Below are 16,824 nucleotides of genomic sequence, written 5' to 3'. Positions count from 1 at the left end.
CCGCCATGAGAACCAGTCGCCTTTCACTTTCATTCCATTTTTCCTGAACCAATTCGCGCGGAGGAGTTTTCAGACGTGAAAAACCGAAAGCTCTACCTTGGCCCCCTGACCGACAATAGACGCTGGGATATGGTTCGCATCCGCCCCGACGATGTGTTCGTGGTAACACCTCCGAAATGCGGCACGACCTGGATGCAAACCATCGTATCGCTGTTGTTTTCTGGTGATCCCGAAGTTGAAACGGAGTTGTCAGTGAAGATGCCTTGGGTAGACATCCGAATCCGAGAGATGCCTGAAGTCGCAGAGCGGCTCGAAGCCATGCAGCATCGGCGCAGCATGAAAAGCCACACACCGATGGATGGGTTACCTCTGGATGATCAAGCACAGTACATCTGCGTTTTTCGTCATCCCCTCGATGCGCATTTCTCGTATCGCAAACACGTCAGAAACATTCCAATGACCTGGTTTGACACCTGGTATCCCGAGAACGATGAAGAAGGTATCACATTCCGTCGCTTTCTGGACGGCGGGGCGGAAGGGTTCGATACCGATGCGATGCCACTGGCCCATATCATTCGGCATTACAAAGCCGCGGCGGCGCTTTCCGACCGGCCGAACGTATCGCGTTTTCACTACGCAGACATGACCCGGGACTTGAGAGGAACGTTCTTCAGGCTGGCTGACATCTTGGGCACGACCCATTCAGAGGCAGTCATGGATCAATTGGTTCAAGCTGCGACCTTCGACAACATGAAGGACAAAGCAGAACGCTATGCTCCCTCAGGTGGCAAAGGGTTCTTCAAGTCGGATGCCGAGTTTTTTCACAGCGGAACGAGCGGCAAATGGCGCGGAAAACTGACGGCGGAAGAACTGGCAAGCTACGACGCGATGATGGATGCACACCTAGATCCCGAAGACCGCGACTGGTTGGAATATGGCTCTCAGGGGAGCTTCGCTGCGTAGATATCGCTACCCCGGGCGAACCAGCAAAAACCGAAGACCTTTTTCACGATTGAATATGGAACAGAGGTTTCCCGAGGTCGCCAATCTGAGGGGGCGGCATTCAGGCAAGCATTTCCCCGGGTTGGCCGACACTTAGGGTTCCGCCTTTCGTCACTTCGACATAGACGCCCATATCCATGTGCCCCATCAACTTCCTAATAAGATAGGGTATTTTCAAGTCACGCTCGGCCGTGTCCGGGTTCACTTCAGTGGCCGCACACCTTTTCGTTCGCGATAGTATCTTCAACTCAACATCGCCAAATCTCAGAACTGATCCGACCGCCTCCAACTCGAACAACGCAGGTAAGCCATCTATCTCGATGTTCGCGCGGAACCGCGCTGGCTGGATCTCTGCGTTCAGTTTTTCACCCAACTCTCTCACCGACGCGCGATTAAGAACGGATATCGCGTTCATCATTTTTGGTGAGACGACGGACACATCCGTAAACCGATGAGGAGCGGACGAGACGAATTCCGGCAGTTCGGGATCTTTCAAGCCGATCTCTGAGGACAGGAAGCTTGCCGCATTCATCCGGTCGTCTAGTGTTCGCATATTGAAGCTTTGCGTTTTGCCGTTCGCTTTGATCTCAAGATCTTGGGTCTCAAAATCAAAACTCGTCTCGACGCCTGCCAGCGCTGCCTCATTCAACAGAACAACAAAGCGATCTTTCGGCAGTGGCTGAGGGTTCTGTGGGTCGAAACCGGAATTGTAGCGCGCAAATCCGAACAGGCGATCACCTGGGATCCCCTCCCCTGCCAGCAGCGTCACGGTTTGCATCGGCTCTGCACTCAAGCCTTTGATTGGGAACCGGTTCAATCTGACGATAGAGAGCGTGTTCATACGTCTGCACCTGTCAATACGAGTCACGCACGATCCAGAGTGACCCGTGCCGTTTGACGCTATCTCCAATCCTCAAAGGTATCGACCGAATAATCCGCTGGAGCCTGATAAGCGGGCTCCAAAATCCGGTTGGCCGCATGATGGCCGTGATTGTGAGCTGGGCCAATTTTGGCGGGTGCGGCCCTTAAGTGCCTCACTGCTGAAAATACATGCACACCGACGAAATGGAATAAAATTACATGAAATCAGTGGTTAAGAGGAGCACTAATCGTCAACCACCGCCCGCTTGAGGTACGAACCTCAAAAATATCTAGACTTGATGTGCGTACCTCAAATAGCCTTGGAGGTATGCCGCGATTCGCACATCCTCGATTGACGGCGAAAAAAGGGAGGAATGGATGACTTACACAAAACTGGCCTCGGCCAGCGCAATAGTCCTTGCCGCTACTACTCTTTCCACCAAGGCGAATGCTGAAGATCTGACGCTTTGTTGGGCTGCATGGGACCCGGCCAACGCGCTTGTTGAGCTTTCAAAGGAATTCGAAGCCGAATCCGGTCACACGATGAACTTCGAGTTTGTTCCCTGGCCGAATTTTGCGGATCGGATGCTGAACGAGCTGAACTCTGGGGGCAAGCTCTGCGACTTGTTGATCGGTGACAGCCAGTGGATCGGCGGGGGCGCTGAGAATGGCCACTATGTCAAACTGAACGACTTCTTCGATGCTGAAGGCATCAGCATGGACGATTTCGCGCCGGCCACCGTCTATGCGTACTCGACCTGGCCCAAGGGCACGCCGAACTACTATGCGCTGCCAGCGATGGGCGATGCGAATGGCTGGTTCTACCGCAAGGACTGGTTCGAAAACCCCGACATCCAAGCCGCCTACAAAGAGGCGACGGGTCAGGATCTTCGCGAGCCTCAATCGCAAAAAGAACTTCTGCAGATCGCGCAGTTTTTCCAAGGTCGTGAGATCGACGGCAAGACTGTCTATGGTGCAGCCATCTTTACCGAGCGCGGCTCGGAAGGGATCACCATGGGTGTGACCGGAGCGCTGTATCCTTGGGGTTTCAAATACGAAAACACGCCGGGTTCCTATGACATGGAAGGCGCCGTGAACTCGCCCGAAGCGGTTGAAGCTCTGGAATTCTACAAGGAATTCTACGAAACGGCGACGCCTCCGGGATATACCAACTCTTACATGGGTGAGAGTCTGGACGCCTTTAAGTCCGGTCAGGTCGCCATGGCGATGAACTGGTTTGCGTTCTTCCCGGGTCTCTACGCCGATCCCAATACCGGCGGTGACAAAATCGACTTCTTCGTGAACCCACCACAAAATCAGGCAGGTTCGACACTTGGCGGACAAGGTATCTCTGTTGTCAGCTACTCTGACAAACAAGACGCCGCACTTGAGTACATCAAGTGGTTTGCACAACCGGACGTTCAGGCCAAATGGTGGGAGCTCGGCGGCTACTCGGCCCATAACTCCGTACTGGAAGATCCGGGTTTTGTTGACAGCCAGCCGTTTGCCGGTGACTTCCTGGAAGCGATGGCCGGGGTGCAGGATTTCTGGCAGGAGCCTGCTTATGCGGAACTGCTGCTGGCGATGCAGAAGCGCATCCACGACTACGTGGTTGCGGACCAGGGCACCGCTCAAGAAGCGCTTGACCTTCTGATCCAAGACTGGACCGAAGTCTTCGAAGACGAAGGCAAGCTGTAGTCCGGACACAGGCAGGAGCGGGTGCAATCCCGCTCCACCTTCACCCGTGAGTCCTAAACCAACAAGAGCTGGCAAAGAGATGTCTGACAGGACCGTAGATCGCGTTGCGCAGGCAACGCCCGAGCGAGTTGCGCGAAAAATCCGAGGATTATCCGACCGCGCGATCGCCTGGATTTTCATCTCCCCAACGATTTTTCTATTGCTGGCGATCAACATCTTTCCGTTGATCTGGACCATCCAGCTGAGCTTTACCAACTACAAGGCCAACCGGATCGGGCGCGAGGTCAAAGACGTCGGACTCAGGAACTACGAGCGTATCCTGACGGACTCGGATACCTGGCTGAATATGCAGGCAACAGCGCATTTCCTGTTCTGGACAATCTTTTTCCAGGTCCTGATCGGGTTCACGCTGGCGTGGTTGATCAACAAGAAATTCAAGGGCAACGATCTTTGGACCACGATCATCGTGCTGCCGATGATGCTGTCCCCGGCCGTCGTCGGGAATTTCTGGAAATTCCTGTATCAGCCTCAAATCGGCCTGTTCAACTACATCGTGTCCTGGTTCACCGGCAAGGACCCCTCAAGCTTTGAAATGCTGGGGTCGGTCACTTTGGCCCCTTGGGCGATCGTGATCGTTGACACCTGGATGTGGACCCCCTTCGTGATGCTGATCTGTCTGGCCGGGCTGCGCAGCATCCCCGACTACATCTACGAGGCGGCTGAGATCGACAGGGCCAGCAAGCTGCGGCAGTTCTTTACGATTACCATTCCGATGGTGCTGCCGTTCCTGATGCTCGCGGTGCTGTTTCGAGGGATCGAGAACTTCAAGATGTTCGACCTGGTTGTTCAGCTGACAGGCGGTGGGCCGGGATCTGTAACGGAACTCACCTCAATCAATCTCAAGCGAGAGGCGTTTGAGAAGTGGCGGACGGGCTACGCCTCGGCCTATGCGATCATCTTGTTCGTCACCGTGTTCGGCCTTGCGTCGATCTACGTCAAAGCCCTGAACAAGGTGAAACAGCGATGAGCAGTTTTTCGGTCACTGAACCTTCGAACCGGTCCAAATGGATCGCAGGCTTCCTGGTTATCACTTATGCGCTGATCACGATGATCCCGCTGGTGTGGATCTTGCTGACTGGCTTCAAGTCTCCGGCCGACGCGATCAGCTATCCGCCCAAGGTGGTCTTTGACCCAACGCTCGAAGGCTACGTAAACCTTTTCACCACACGCACCAGGCAGACGCAGGAGTTTCTGGAAGCCAACCCGCCGCAAAACTGGGCCGATGAGATCGTACGCCAATACGACATGGTGATCGTTGGGCCCTCCAAATTCGGTGAGCGCTTCATGAATTCGGTCATCATCGGATTTGGCTCGACGTTCTTGAGTATCTTCCTTGGCACGCTGGCCGCCTATGCGTTCAGCCGATTTAAGGTCCCGCTCAAAGACGACCTTTTGTTCTTCATCCTGAGCACAAGGATGATGCCTCCGGTCGCTGTCGCCATCCCTATCTTCCTGATGTTCAGAAACCTCGGTTTAAGCGACACGCATCTGGGAATGATCCTGCTCTATACGGGGGTAAATATCTCTCTGGCGGTCTGGTTGCTGAAAGGGTTCATCGACGAAATCCCCAGAGAGTACGAGGAAGCCGCCCTTATCGATGGGTACACGAGGTTTCAGGCCTTCTACAAAGTGGTGCTGCCGCAAGCCGCTACCGGAATTGCGTCAACTGCGATCTTCTGCCTGATCTTCGCCTGGAATGAGTACGCGTTTGCCGTGCTGCTGACATCTGCGAATGCACAGACCGCACCGCCGTTCATCCCGACCATCATCGGCATCGGCGGCCTGGACTGGCCTGCCGTTGCGGCCGGCGCGACGATCTTCCTGATCCCGGTCATGATTTTCACCATCCTGATGCGCAAACACTTGCTGCGCGGGATAACATTCGGAGCCGTACGCAAATGAGCGAGTTTCTTTCCGGATTGGTGCGGCTCCGCCGCGGCCCATGGGAGTTGGTCGCAACCATCCTCATCGCACTGGGTGTCTTCATGCTGATGCAGCCCTTTGTCCTTTGGGCCTTCACTTATTCCTTCATCGTCACGCTGATCGGAACCGTCATGTTCATCATCGTCAGCCATTTCCCGGAGTAGAAATGGCCCAGATCGTAGTCAAAAACGTAAAGAAGATGTTCGGCGATTTCACGGCTGTCCGCGAAAGTTCGTTCACGATTGAAGACGGCGAGTTCTTCATGCTGCTGGGCCCCTCCGGTTGCGGGAAAACGACGACGCTGCGAATGATCGCGGGATTGGAGCTTCCAACGTCGGGCGAAATCTATCTGGACGGCGAAGAGATCAGCCAGCGGCCGCCATCAGAGCGGGACATTGCCTTCGTGTTCCAGATGTTCGCGCTGTATCCCCACATGAACGTGCGCAAGAACATCAGCTATCCGCTTATATCGCAGGGCATGCCGCGTGCTGCTGTCAAAGCCAAAGTCGAGGAAGTCGCCGGAATTCTGGGGATAAACGACATCCTAGACAGCCCAGTGGGTGGGCTTTCAGGTGGCGACAGGCAACGCGTGGCGCTGGGTCGCGCAATTGTTCGCGAACCCAAGGCGTTCATGATGGACGAACCTCTTGGCGCTTTGGATGCCGAGTTTCGTGAGCACATGGCCGAAGAACTACGCGCGCTCCACGATCGCATGGGCGCAACCACTGTTTACGTCACACATGACCAACTGGAAGCCATGCAAATGGGCGACAAGATCGTTGTGATGAACAACGCTGTGATCGAGCAATTCGGCACGCCTCAGGAAATCTACGACAAACCAGCCACTATGTTCGTTGCGGATTTTATCGGGTCTCCTTCGATGAACTTCCTGCCGTTTCAGGGAAAGGTCGCGCCTGGCTCGGAAATGGTTCGACTGAATGGCCATGACGAAGCCGTGCCCAAATTGATGGAAGGTGCGGAAGGTGACTTGGTTTTTGGCGTTCGACCCGAGCATGTTTTTCTGTCGGATGCCAGCGCCTACCGAGCCAAGGTCCTGGCCGCTGAATATCTGGGAACCACGCAGATCGTGACGCTGCAGAGTCCGAACGGAGAGCTGAAAGCCCGCATTGATGCTCGCGAAACCGTCAATCCCGGCGAGACGGTCGGATTGGAATTCCGCTCGTCTGCAGTGACCCTTTTCGAAAAATCTACCGGACGCGCGTTGAGGTCCGCACTGAACGACGAGGTACTGAGCAATGGCTGAAGTCGTTCTGGAAAACATTTCGAAGTCATTCGGCGACATCAAAGCGGTGGATGATATCTCAATGACGATCCCCAACGGCGCCTTTGTAGTGTTGTTGGGTCCAACGGGCGCGGGAAAAACTACAACGCTGAGACTGATATCCGGGCTTGAGAAACTGGATTCAGGCACAGTTCGCATTGCCGGACGCGATGTAGGGATGGATACACCCGCCCAGCGCGACGTGGCGATGGTCTTCCAGCAATACTCGCTGTACCCGCATATGACAGTCCGTGAAAACCTGTCTTTCCCTCTGCGGTCGCCGATCCTGAAAACACCAGAGGATGAGATCGCGAGGAAGGTCAAAGAAGTCTCGGAGATCCTGCAGATCCCGCACAAGCTGGACAACAAAGCTACCGAATTGTCCGGCGGAGAAATGCAGCGAGTGTCGATCGGACGGGCGCTGGTGCGCGACCCCCAGATCTTCCTGATGGACGAACCGCTCAGCTCTTTGGACGCCAAGCTTCGGGCGGATTTGCGGGTCGAGTTGAAGAGAATTCAGGCCGACCTGGGATCAACCTTGCTTTATGTGACCCATGATCAGGTGGAAGCCATGACAATGGCCACGCATATCGGCGTTTTGGAAAACGGCAGGCTGGTTCAGTACGGTACCCCTCGCGATATCTATGAAAACCCCGGCAGCGTTTACGTGGCCAGCAGGTTGGGTCTGCCACGGATTAACATTCTGCCGTCCGAGTTGTTCGGAGGCGACCACAAGGGTCCGCAGATTGGACTTCGCCCGGAAAACATCATTGAAGGTGAAGGCAGCGAGGCGCGCGTGATACGCGCCGAGCATCTGGGCGATCAAACACGGCTGCACCTGGACCTAAACGGTCACCCGGTCGTGACGTTGATTGATGTCCACCAGGACTATCCATCTGGAAAAATTATTAAAATCCGCCCCCACAACCCATTGTATTTTGACGCGTCCGGCGCGCGGGTGAATTAAGGAGCAAAGCATGGCCCAGTTCCTCAACACAAAAGAAACTCTGGTAACAGATGCCATAGACGGTCTTCTGGCCTCCTCTGGAGGGAGGCTTACCCGGCTGGACGGCTACCCGCATATCAAAGTTGTCTACAGGTCGGATTGGGACAAGTCGAAGGTGGCGTTGGTGTCCGGTGGAGGGTCAGGTCACGAACCCGCCCATGCGGGCTTTGTTGGCGCCGGTATGCTGACGGCCGCAGTCTGCGGCGAAGTGTTTGCGTCCCCGTCGGTCGAGGCGGTTCTGGCGGGCATTCTTGCGGTAACGGGTGAGGCTGGGTGCTTGCTGATCGTCAAGAATTATACCGGTGACCGGCTGAACTTTGGGCTGGCCGCTGAACGTGCCCGTGCATTGGGTCGCAAGGTTGAGATGGTGGTCGTCGACGACGACATCGCCCTGCCCGACCTGCCGCAACCACGTGGCGTGGCAGGCACGTTGTTCGTGCACAAAATCGCCGGAGCGCTTGCGGAAAGCGGTGCTGACCTGGACACCGTTGCCAAAGCAGCCAGTAGCACCATCGAAAAGGTTGTCAGCATCGGAATGAGCCTGGACACCTGTACCGTTCCGGGATCTCCGAAAGAAGAGAGGATCGCACCCGGCAAAGCGGAACTTGGCTTGGGCATCCATGGCGAACCGGGTGTGCAGCAAGTCGAGTTCTCAAATGCCGTCTCGGCCATGTCCACAGTGGTGGAGAAGCTAAGGCAACGGCTTGGGGCCGGGGAATGTGTGGCGTTGGTCAACAACCTCGGTTCCACGACTCCGCTGGAAATGGCTGTCCTCACGCACGCCTTGTCCGAAACCGGTATTGCCCACCATATCATCGGCCCGGCCCCCATGATGACATCGCTGGATATGCACGGGTTTTCTGTTTCCATTCTACCCGTGGATCAGGCCGATTTGTCAGCTCTTGAAGCACCTGTTGATCTGGCCGCGTGGCCCGGGGTCAATTCCATCGACCCGATCAAAGTGGCACCATTGCCTGACGGCCTGACGCCGATCGATCCAATTCCTTCGAACAATCCCACCACAAGGGAAACGATCTCGCGCTTGTCTGAACTCCTCATCAACGCTGAGAAGAATCTGAACGAACTGGACGCGAAGTCCGGTGATGGCGACACAGGAAGCACATTGGCGACGGCCGCAAGAGCGCTGCAAGGCAGCCTTGACCGCATGCCGCTCGCTGATTTGACTCAGCTGTTCCCGGCGTTGGGCAATGAATTGAGCCAAACCATGGGTGGCTCCTCCGGTGTGATACTAGCAATTTTCTTCAATGCAGCTGGTGACGCATGTGCCAATGGGGCAACCGTAGCCAAATCCCTGGAAGAAGGCCTGAAACGCGTCAGCCAAGTCGGAGGCGCCAAGGTCGGCGACAGAACTATGATTGACGCCTTGGCACCCGCGCTTGCCGCTCTCCCATCGGGGTTGACCCATGCCGCACATGCCGCCCGCGAAGGAGCGAACAATACGGCCAAAATTTGCCGTGCGAAGGCGGGCCGAGCAGCTTATGTTCCCGAAGAAAACCTAGTTGGACATAACGATCCCGGCGCTGAGGCCGTTGCCTTGTTGTTCGAGGGCTTGGCGCGGGAGCTTGAGGGCTGAGGAACACGTGGCAGACCAAAAACAAAAACTAGAATTGGTGAAGAAGCCAACCGTCAATGACATCGCGCGGGTTGCGGGTGTCAGTCTTGCGACTGTGGACCGGGTCTTGAACAGGCGCCCCGGCGTGCGCGCAGTAACCGTTCAGAAAGTACAAAAGGCAATTGATGAACTGGGGTATGTGCGCGACACCGCCGCGGCAAACCTCGCACGAAACCGGGTTTACAATTTCCTTTTTGTTCTGCCGGACACCGACAACGAATTTGTGGAGGCGATCAGCAACCAGATCGCAGAGCAATCCCGTGACCAGTTTATCGAGCGGACTCGCATCACGATCAAAAGGGTCGCTCCGTTTGAACCGCAGGATATCGTCAACATTCTGGATGCTGTCGACAGTTTGGATGTTGATGGGGTTGCCGTTTTCGGACCCGAAACGCCTTCTGTTCGCGATGCGGTGAGACGGCTCAAGGACAAAGGGGTCCCGGTGGTTGCCTTGGTGTCTGACCTGCCGAGTTCCGAGCGAGACCACTTTGTAGGAATTGACAACGTTTCCGCAGGACGAACCGCCGGTCAATTGATGGGGCGGTTCGTGCATCGGGAAGGCAAGGTCCTGGTTCTGACTGGCTCTCGTTTGGCACGTGACCACCTGGAGCGTCGCCAGGGCTTTGATCTTGTTGTGGCCGAGGAGTTTCCGCATCTCGAAGTCGTGGCGTCTGTTGAGGGCCGGGATGACCCGGATCTGATTTACAAGATGATGCCCGAGATCTTCGAAACCTACCCGGATCTGGTCGGAATATACTCGTCAGCAGCGGGCAATGCCGGCCTTATTCAGTTCCTTTCGGAAAACAAGCTCAGCAAGGATCTGGTGATCATAGCGCATGAGCTGACTCCGCTTAGTCGAGAGGCTCTGAGGCTTGGCACGTTTGACGCCCTGATCTCGCAAGACACCGGGCACATTGTTCGTTCAGCCGTCCGTCTTTTGCGTGCGACTTCGGACAAAGTCCCATTCAACAAAGCGCAGGAACGTATCCGTATCGACATCTATCTGAGGGAAAATTTACCGCCATAGCGGCTTAGGTTTTGGGGAGGAAACTTATGAAAACGATCAAAGGTCCAGCATTGTTTCTTGCACAATTCGCAGGGGACGAAGCACCGTTCAATTCGTGGGACGCGATTACCAAATGGGCGGCTGACTGTGGATACAAGGGCGTCCAGGTTCCCAGTTGGGATGGCCGGTTGTTCGACCTTGAACAGGCCGCGTCCAGCACCGATTACTGCGATGACTTCAAAGGCAAAGCCAGGGAAAATGGCGTCGAAGTCACTGAACTGTCAACGCACCTTCAGGGTCAGCTTGTGGCCGTTCACCCGGCCTATGACAGCGCCTTTGATGGCTTTGCCGCCGAGAGAGTCAGAGGAAACCCGAAAGCCCGGCAAGAATGGGCCGTAGACCAGGTCAAAAAAGCATTGTCCGCTTCGAAGAACCTGGGCATTTCGGCGCATGCGACATTCTCGGGCGCGTTGGCGTGGCCCTACGTCTATCCCTGGCCGCAGCGCCCTGCCGGCTTGATTGAGACGGCATTTGATGAACTCGCCCGCCGTTGGGTGCCAATCCTCGACCACGCCGAAGAATGCGGCGTCGATGTCTGCTACGAAATTCACCCCGGAGAGGACCTCCACGACGGCGTGACCTACGAGATGTTCCTCGAACGGACAGGCAATCACCCAAGGGCATGCATGTTGTACGACCCGTCGCACTACGTACTGCAATGCCTCGACTATCTGGACAATATCGACATCTACAAGGATCGGATCCGGATGTTCCATGTCAAAGATGCCGAGTTCAACCCGACCGGGCGGCAAGGGGTTTATTCAGGATACCAAAGCTGGGTCGATCGTGCCGGCCGGTTCCGGTCGCTTGGTGATGGCCAGGTGGATTTCGGGGCGGTCTTCTCAAAAATGGCGGCGAACGACTTTGATGGCTGGGCTGTGGTCGAATGGGAATGCTGTCTCAAACACCCCGAGGATGGAGCGCGTGAGGGCGCTCAGTTTGTGTCGGATCACATCATCCGTGTGACCGAGAAAGCCTTTGATGATTTCGCGGACGGTGGCACTGACGAAGCCGCCAATCGCAAAATGCTGGGGATCGAATAATGGTTACTGGACGCAGTGAAGCAGCCTCGGGTCGCATTCGGCTTGGCATGGTCGGCGGCGGAAATGACGCCTTCATAGGCGGCGTTCATCGCATAGCGGCGCGATTGGATGACAGGTTCGAACTGGTTGCCGGCGCTTTGTCTTCGACGCCCGAAAAATCCATTGAAAGCGGCCGGGCATTGGGTCTCGAACGGGTCTATGAAGACTTCAAACAAATGGCGATCCGGGAAGCCCGGCTCAAATCCGGGATCGAAGCGGTCTCAATCGTCACGCCAAATCACGTCCACCATACCGCCGCGCGTGAATTCCTGAAACGCGGGATTCACGTCATTTGCGACAAACCACTCACCTCGACCCTTGCCGATGCAAAAAAACTGGTCAAAGCGGCGGAAAGCGCGAATGCCCTGTTCATACTGACCCACAACTACACGGGCTACCCAATGGTGCGGCAGGCGCGTGAAATGGTTGCCAACGGCGATATCGGCAAAATCCGCGTCGTCCAGGTTGAATACCCGCAGGACTGGCTGACCGAGCAGCAGGATTTCAAACAGGCGGAGTGGCGAACCGATCCCGAACGCTCGGGCGCGGGCGGATCAACCGGTGACATCGGAACCCATGCCTACAACCTCGCTTGTTTTGTGACCGGGCTGAGGGCGGAAAGCCTTGCGGCGGATCTGCAGGCCTTCGTCCCGGGGCGCCAAGTCGATGACAACGCCCACGTATTGCTGCGCTTCGAAGGCGGAGCACGGGGTATGCTGTGGTCCTCTCAGGTGGCTCCTGGCAACGAAAACGCGCTTCGTTTGCGTGTCTACGGCGAAAAAGGTGGGCTGGAGTGGGCTCAGGAAGACCCGAACTATCTCTGGTTCACGCCCTACAACGAACCAAAGCGTCTGATCACCCGCAATGGCGCTGGAGCTGGTGACGCTGCCAATCGCTTGAGCAGAGTTCCTCCGGGCCATCCCGAGGGATATCTTGAAGGGTTCGCCAATATTTACGGAGAGGCTGCTGAGGCGATCCAGGCTTTCCGAAATGGGATTTCACCTGAGGCGTCCGTTGTTTACCCAACCGTGCATGACGGGCTAGACGGCGTCAAATTTGTAGCCGCTTGTGTGCAAAGCTCGTCCAGAAACGCGGCTTGGGTCAAGTTGGAGTAAGCTTGGCTTTGGGCATAGGGTAGGCAACGGATACTGAGCCAGCCAACCCTTCCCTGCCACTCGGCTCGTCGAACCACCAGTTCGCCGCATCGTCCACCAATGGCCGCTGTGCGGACGAAGCCGCCAACGCGGCCGGCAAGTACAATTGGCCCGAACCGGCCCACAAAGGAACCATCGGTATGAGCGTCTGTTCAGCACAGCAGCTCAATGATATCAGCGACCGCTTTTTCATGAAGATCGCCGAAACGGAAGGCGTTCAAGGCAAAACTGGATGGGCACGAACAGTCTCCAACCATCACGTATCCGCTGCCGGATTTTGAGGCCTCGGTTTGCGCCTCAAGGCCAAGCAACCGAGCGCGCAAGCCCACTCGATTTGACGACCCTTTATTTTTTCTGATAGACAGCGCGCCCTTTCCCAAAAATAGGAGGACCTGCAGATGTGGGTAGCATTCTCGACGCCCGAGGGTTCGGGCTTTTTCTCAGCCGTTGCCAAGGATGAGGACGGCAACACCAGCGGGCCGCACATGGGATCCCGCGTCTGCCTGCGGTTTCGCCGCGCACAGGACGCCGAATTGCTGCGCGACTATGGCATGGACGGTCAGGTGATCGAGACACCGGGCGGCGACTACCGTTACCGGGCATTCATACCGCGCAACCACCTCGTGACCGTGCTGATGAACTTGGGCAACCACATGTCTTACCCCAATTTCAAGGCCAGCATCCCAAAAGATGATGTGGCGTTCGAACGCGCCTGTCACGAGGTTTGGGCGGCATTCGGCGAACTACAGGAAGGCGGACCATATGGAATGGGGTGAAACACCCCATTAAACCCAGCGCGGTTGCCTCGAAGTTGTCTTGAGACAAAACACCTCGGTTTCACCACATGGGCCAAACTGCCAAAAACACTGTTTTTCGGGAGTTACCAGTGGCGGATCGAGGAGCAACAATACTTTTTGTATAACTATTTGTTAATAATTAGTAAAATCCAAGAAATTAAGATGAATACCACCAAATATACCACACCAATCATTGGGACTGGTGTTTCAAAGTCCCAGGTTCGAGCATGACGGAACGACCGGTAGCTAAGATAGCAGACACTCATACAAAGTGCAGCGAACGTCAGGTTCGAGCCCATTTTGACCGATGCTGCGCGATGTCCCAATGACAGCAATGCACAGAAAGCTGACTTTGCAAAGTTTCGCGTGCCTAACCTGACCGGCCCAGATGGTCGGAGGCTCTTCGTAGAAGTGCGGCAGTATAGACTGTTGGCCTATTTGAAGTAAATTTAGGTGTGGAGCATTGTCGGGCTACGTCGGCCAACGTAATCGCCAGGGAATAAGGCAATACGAAATCCAATTATCCAGATGACAATTGAGGAACTTTTGGTCGATTAATCTCATTGTCCGAGCAAAACCCACCAAGTGAGCTTCAGCGCTGCTTTCGTTTAACCGAAATAATGCATCCAGAGTGTTTTGGATGCCGTGCAGGGACATCTCGTGCCATAGCGTCCACGTTTCCGAGGTGCCGCAACGCTCCGTTGTTCAGCAACACACCGCGCCCTGCATCGTAACGGCGCTGTCCAAATCCGCTGGCAACGCATTCCCAGTTTTCCTTGGTCGCTGCGTTGCGGAACCTGGGTAAGTCGTGCGGGTCATGCCGTCCAGGTGTTGCTGCGACATGATCGTGTTTCTTTGAATTGCTTTGGTGGGTCAAATGGTGGGTCACTTGTGTTGTGCCAGTTGGCTGGACAGTACCGGTTGTCGGCCTTGGCTTTGGGCGCATAACTGTCACGACGCCTTGTGGTTTCGGATGTCCTGGGACGGCCACATGAGTTGCCGTAGGTTTTGGTGTCAACTGTGGAACTTGACCAGGAACTGCTGTGGGAACCTGATTGGGAGTCGCGGTTGGGACGAGCGGTGGCACAGCAGTTTGACCGTTAGGTTGAGGCGGAACCTGGCCAGGAACAGCGACTGGTATTTGGTTGGGTGTTGCTGTTGGCACCAGGGGCGGCACATTGGGTTGAGGCGGAACCTGGCCTGGGACAGCTATCGGAACTTGATTGGGAGTCGCAGTCGGAACTTGCGGCGGCACGGCAGTCGGTCCGGGAGCCAACGGCGGAACCTGATTGGGAACGGCTGTCGGAACCCGGTTTGGCGTCGGGTTTGGCACCAATGGAGGAGCTAGGGTCGGCGCTACGACGGGTGTTGGAACTTGACCGGGCACGGCTATCGGAGTTGCGATAGGAACCCGACCGGGAATTGCGTTCGGGACCGCGCCCGGCGCAAGGACTGGAACAGTAACGGACGTGGGCGTTTGCGGCGTTCCCCGAGGTGGCAACTGATTTGCTACCGGCTGCGTTGGGCCGGTAATTTGATTGCCTGGCCCTTGCCCACCGGTCTGCCCGCATCCTTGGCCGGACTGGTGTGGGTTCCCTACACCTCGACACCACCCGTAGTGATTTCCGCGGGCAAAGACCTGCGTAGCGGCCAGTCCAGCAATCAAACAAGCTGCGGAAAGTAAAGCAATGCGGTTCCGTTTCATAACATCCTCACCAACTTGTTGTCAGAGCAAGATACGCGCCAGGATCGCCAGAGTCGGTCAAAGGACCGTCCCTCAAAGGAACACCGACATATCCGGACAAGAATAGGTTTTGCTTAAACTCAATGTCCAAACCCAGACCTGTCGATGCCAGTGTAGCATTCTCAACTTCAAAACTCGCAGGGTCATTGTTCGAGATGTAACCCACGTCCAAAAAGGCAAAGGGTGTTAAGCGATGTATGCTCTGGGACTTGGGGAAGTAGGAATGAGACACTTCGAAAATCGCGGAGATCCCGGAATCACCATCTACCTCGTCAAAACGATATCCGCGCAAAGCATAACGATCACCAAGGAAGTACTCCTCTACCGAGGGCAGCCGGTCGGTTGTGAACTGGCCCCAGATCTCAGTGCGCCAAGCTGTGTTGGGCGACAAGCTCGTTAGCGGGCTTTCGTATCCAATGCCGCCCCGTAGATGCCAGAACGAGGAGTCGCCGTCGTCAAAATTCGCGTCCGTCGTATTATTGTTGCCAAACGATAAAGTTAACCCAGCCTCCAGAGTTTGCCCTTTTGGATAGTTTTGCCCATAGAGATACGTTAGGCCGACGACACCTGCGTCACTGGACAATGGCACGCCGCCACTGACTGAGTCCGCCTCGGAAAGGCGATAATCCAGCAGAAGATATCCATAACGGGCCACATCGCGGATCACGGGGTAGCCCAACGCGACGGTGAAGTTCTCGCCATCAACATCTGTTCTTGCAAACTCCCCAGAGAGGTCACGTTTTGCATTTATGTTTCCGTAGAAAACCTCACCGTATAGACCATCGCTGTTCAGCGGCGTGCGATAGGTAACAGCGCCCCACAAAGAGTGTTCGTCGTCTTTGTCCCAATTGTAGTTGCCAGACCCCTCAAATCGCAGCAAATCCCCGACAGTCAGCGTCGAATAAAACTCTTGCACGACATAGAAGCTGAGCGCTTCTCCCAGCTCACGCGGAGGGTTGTCGAGTGTCGCACTACCGGCTTGTTTTCGCAGTGGCTCTCCCAATACTCTCAGCCGAGCACCAGCCTGATCCGGGTAATCAAGTTCGGTCGACACGTCCAAGTCGGGTATGTCCTCGGCGAGCATAACTGCCCGCTCAAATTGTTTGAGAGTTATCGGGTATGCGGTGGTGAGTGGGCGAAAGATCTTTTCCAAGGTTTGGAACGTGCGCGTATCTACCCCTTCAATTTCGATGGTTTGAATGCGTCCTTCATCCACAACTATGCTCTGCCCATCGGGTCCAGGCCAGGCCTCAGCCAAGAAGTAACCGTCTTCTCGGTAGATCTGCGTAATCGTTGATGCGACATCCGCCGCTGTGATGCGCCCCGACCGGTCAAAGGCCAACTGACCGGCAAACGTTAACAGCTCATCGGTATCATACACCGTTACGCCACTGACAGAGTGCTGGGATGCGATGTCCCAAGTTTGGGCCATGCTGTATTTTGGGACTGATACAATAGCCAAAAAAGTGCAAATGATCGCAATTACAACCGAGTTGGTTACGGGCATTTTCTACAA

15 protein-coding genes are annotated in these 16,824 nt (G+C 55.5%); 13 read left to right on the top strand and 2 right to left on the bottom strand.

Annotated elements, in window-relative coordinates; all coding sequences use genetic code 11:
- Positions 1–75 precede the first annotated feature (75 nt).
- Entirely contained in the window at positions 76–963 is an 888-nt protein-coding gene (locus ACR0CU_RS18195; RefSeq protein WP_170448955.1) for a sulfotransferase domain-containing protein, read from the top strand.
- Between the two features lie 100 nt (positions 964–1,063).
- Here the strand turns inward: ACR0CU_RS18195 and ACR0CU_RS18190 are convergent, their stop codons facing one another.
- Positions 1,064–1,843 carry an MOSC domain-containing protein gene (locus ACR0CU_RS18190; RefSeq protein WP_170448957.1) on the bottom strand — a complete coding sequence of 260 codons (780 nt, stop codon included), beginning with the start codon at positions 1,841–1,843 and terminating at the stop codon, positions 1,064–1,066.
- 398 nt (positions 1,844–2,241) lie between these two features.
- On the opposite strand from ACR0CU_RS18190, the gene ACR0CU_RS18185 reads away from it, so the two are divergent.
- The 12 genes from ACR0CU_RS18185 (at position 2,242) to ACR0CU_RS18130 (ending at position 13,543) form a co-directional block, all read left to right on the top strand.
- Positions 2,242–3,561 (top strand): ABC transporter substrate-binding protein, encoded by a 1,320-nt coding sequence (locus ACR0CU_RS18185; RefSeq protein WP_093965439.1) that lies wholly within the window; start codon positions 2,242–2,244, stop codon positions 3,559–3,561.
- Positions 3,562–3,640: 79 nt separating this feature from the next.
- Positions 3,641–4,588, top strand: coding sequence for a carbohydrate ABC transporter permease (locus tag ACR0CU_RS18180; protein WP_170332156.1), 948 nt, complete (start codon positions 3,641–3,643; stop codon positions 4,586–4,588).
- Positions 4,585–5,523, top strand: a complete 939-nt coding sequence (locus ACR0CU_RS18175; protein ID WP_010442361.1) for a carbohydrate ABC transporter permease — start codon at positions 4,585–4,587, stop codon at positions 5,521–5,523. The genes ACR0CU_RS18180 and ACR0CU_RS18175 overlap by 4 nt, the downstream gene beginning before the upstream one ends.
- Entirely contained in the window at positions 5,520–5,708 is a 189-nt protein-coding gene (locus ACR0CU_RS18170) for a hypothetical protein (RefSeq protein WP_170448959.1), read from the top strand. Before ACR0CU_RS18175 ends, ACR0CU_RS18170 begins: the two co-directional genes overlap by 4 nt.
- 2 nt (positions 5,709–5,710) lie before the next feature.
- Complete coding sequence (locus ACR0CU_RS18165; protein ID WP_170368062.1) at positions 5,711–6,808, top strand: ABC transporter ATP-binding protein; 1,098 nt, start codon at positions 5,711–5,713, stop codon at positions 6,806–6,808.
- Positions 6,801–7,793 (top strand): ABC transporter ATP-binding protein, encoded by a 993-nt coding sequence (locus ACR0CU_RS18160; protein ID WP_170343498.1) that lies wholly within the window; start codon positions 6,801–6,803, stop codon positions 7,791–7,793. Before ACR0CU_RS18165 ends, ACR0CU_RS18160 begins: the two co-directional genes overlap by 8 nt.
- Positions 7,794–7,803: 10 nt before the next feature.
- Positions 7,804–9,426 carry a dihydroxyacetone kinase subunit DhaK gene (locus tag ACR0CU_RS18155; RefSeq protein WP_170448961.1) on the top strand — a complete coding sequence of 541 codons (1,623 nt, stop codon included), beginning with the start codon at positions 7,804–7,806 and terminating at the stop codon, positions 9,424–9,426.
- A gap of 7 nt (positions 9,427–9,433) precedes the next feature.
- A complete protein-coding gene (locus ACR0CU_RS18150; RefSeq protein ID WP_170343496.1) occupies positions 9,434–10,492 on the top strand; it encodes a LacI family DNA-binding transcriptional regulator in 1,059 nt (352 codons plus the stop codon).
- A gap of 26 nt (positions 10,493–10,518) precedes the next feature.
- Complete coding sequence (locus ACR0CU_RS18145; RefSeq protein WP_480643587.1) at positions 10,519–11,574, top strand: sugar phosphate isomerase/epimerase family protein; 1,056 nt, start codon at positions 10,519–10,521, stop codon at positions 11,572–11,574.
- The gene (locus tag ACR0CU_RS18140) at positions 11,574–12,728 is read left to right on the top strand and encodes a Gfo/Idh/MocA family protein (protein WP_170448965.1); all 1,155 of its coding nucleotides are present in this window, start codon (positions 11,574–11,576) and stop codon (positions 12,726–12,728) included. The genes ACR0CU_RS18145 and ACR0CU_RS18140 overlap by 1 nt, the downstream gene beginning before the upstream one ends.
- 179 nt (positions 12,729–12,907) lie before the next feature.
- A complete protein-coding gene (locus ACR0CU_RS18135; RefSeq protein WP_170448967.1) occupies positions 12,908–13,048 on the top strand; it encodes a hypothetical protein in 141 nt (46 codons plus the stop codon).
- A 117-nt stretch (positions 13,049–13,165) separates the two neighbouring features.
- The gene (locus ACR0CU_RS18130) at positions 13,166–13,543 is read left to right on the top strand and encodes a hypothetical protein (protein ID WP_170342917.1); all 378 of its coding nucleotides are present in this window, start codon (positions 13,166–13,168) and stop codon (positions 13,541–13,543) included.
- Positions 13,544–15,276: 1,733 nt separating this feature from the next.
- Here ACR0CU_RS18130 and ACR0CU_RS18125 read toward each other — a convergent pair.
- Positions 15,277–16,815, bottom strand: a complete 1,539-nt coding sequence (locus tag ACR0CU_RS18125) for a ShlB/FhaC/HecB family hemolysin secretion/activation protein (RefSeq protein WP_170448968.1) — start codon at positions 16,813–16,815, stop codon at positions 15,277–15,279.
- Positions 16,816–16,824 lie beyond the last annotated feature (9 nt).

It is taken from the genome of Ruegeria sp. BC2 (genome assembly GCF_056539245.1).
The sequence above is the reverse complement of the archived record's forward strand: the minus strand, read 5'-3'. Positions and strand labels throughout refer to the sequence as shown.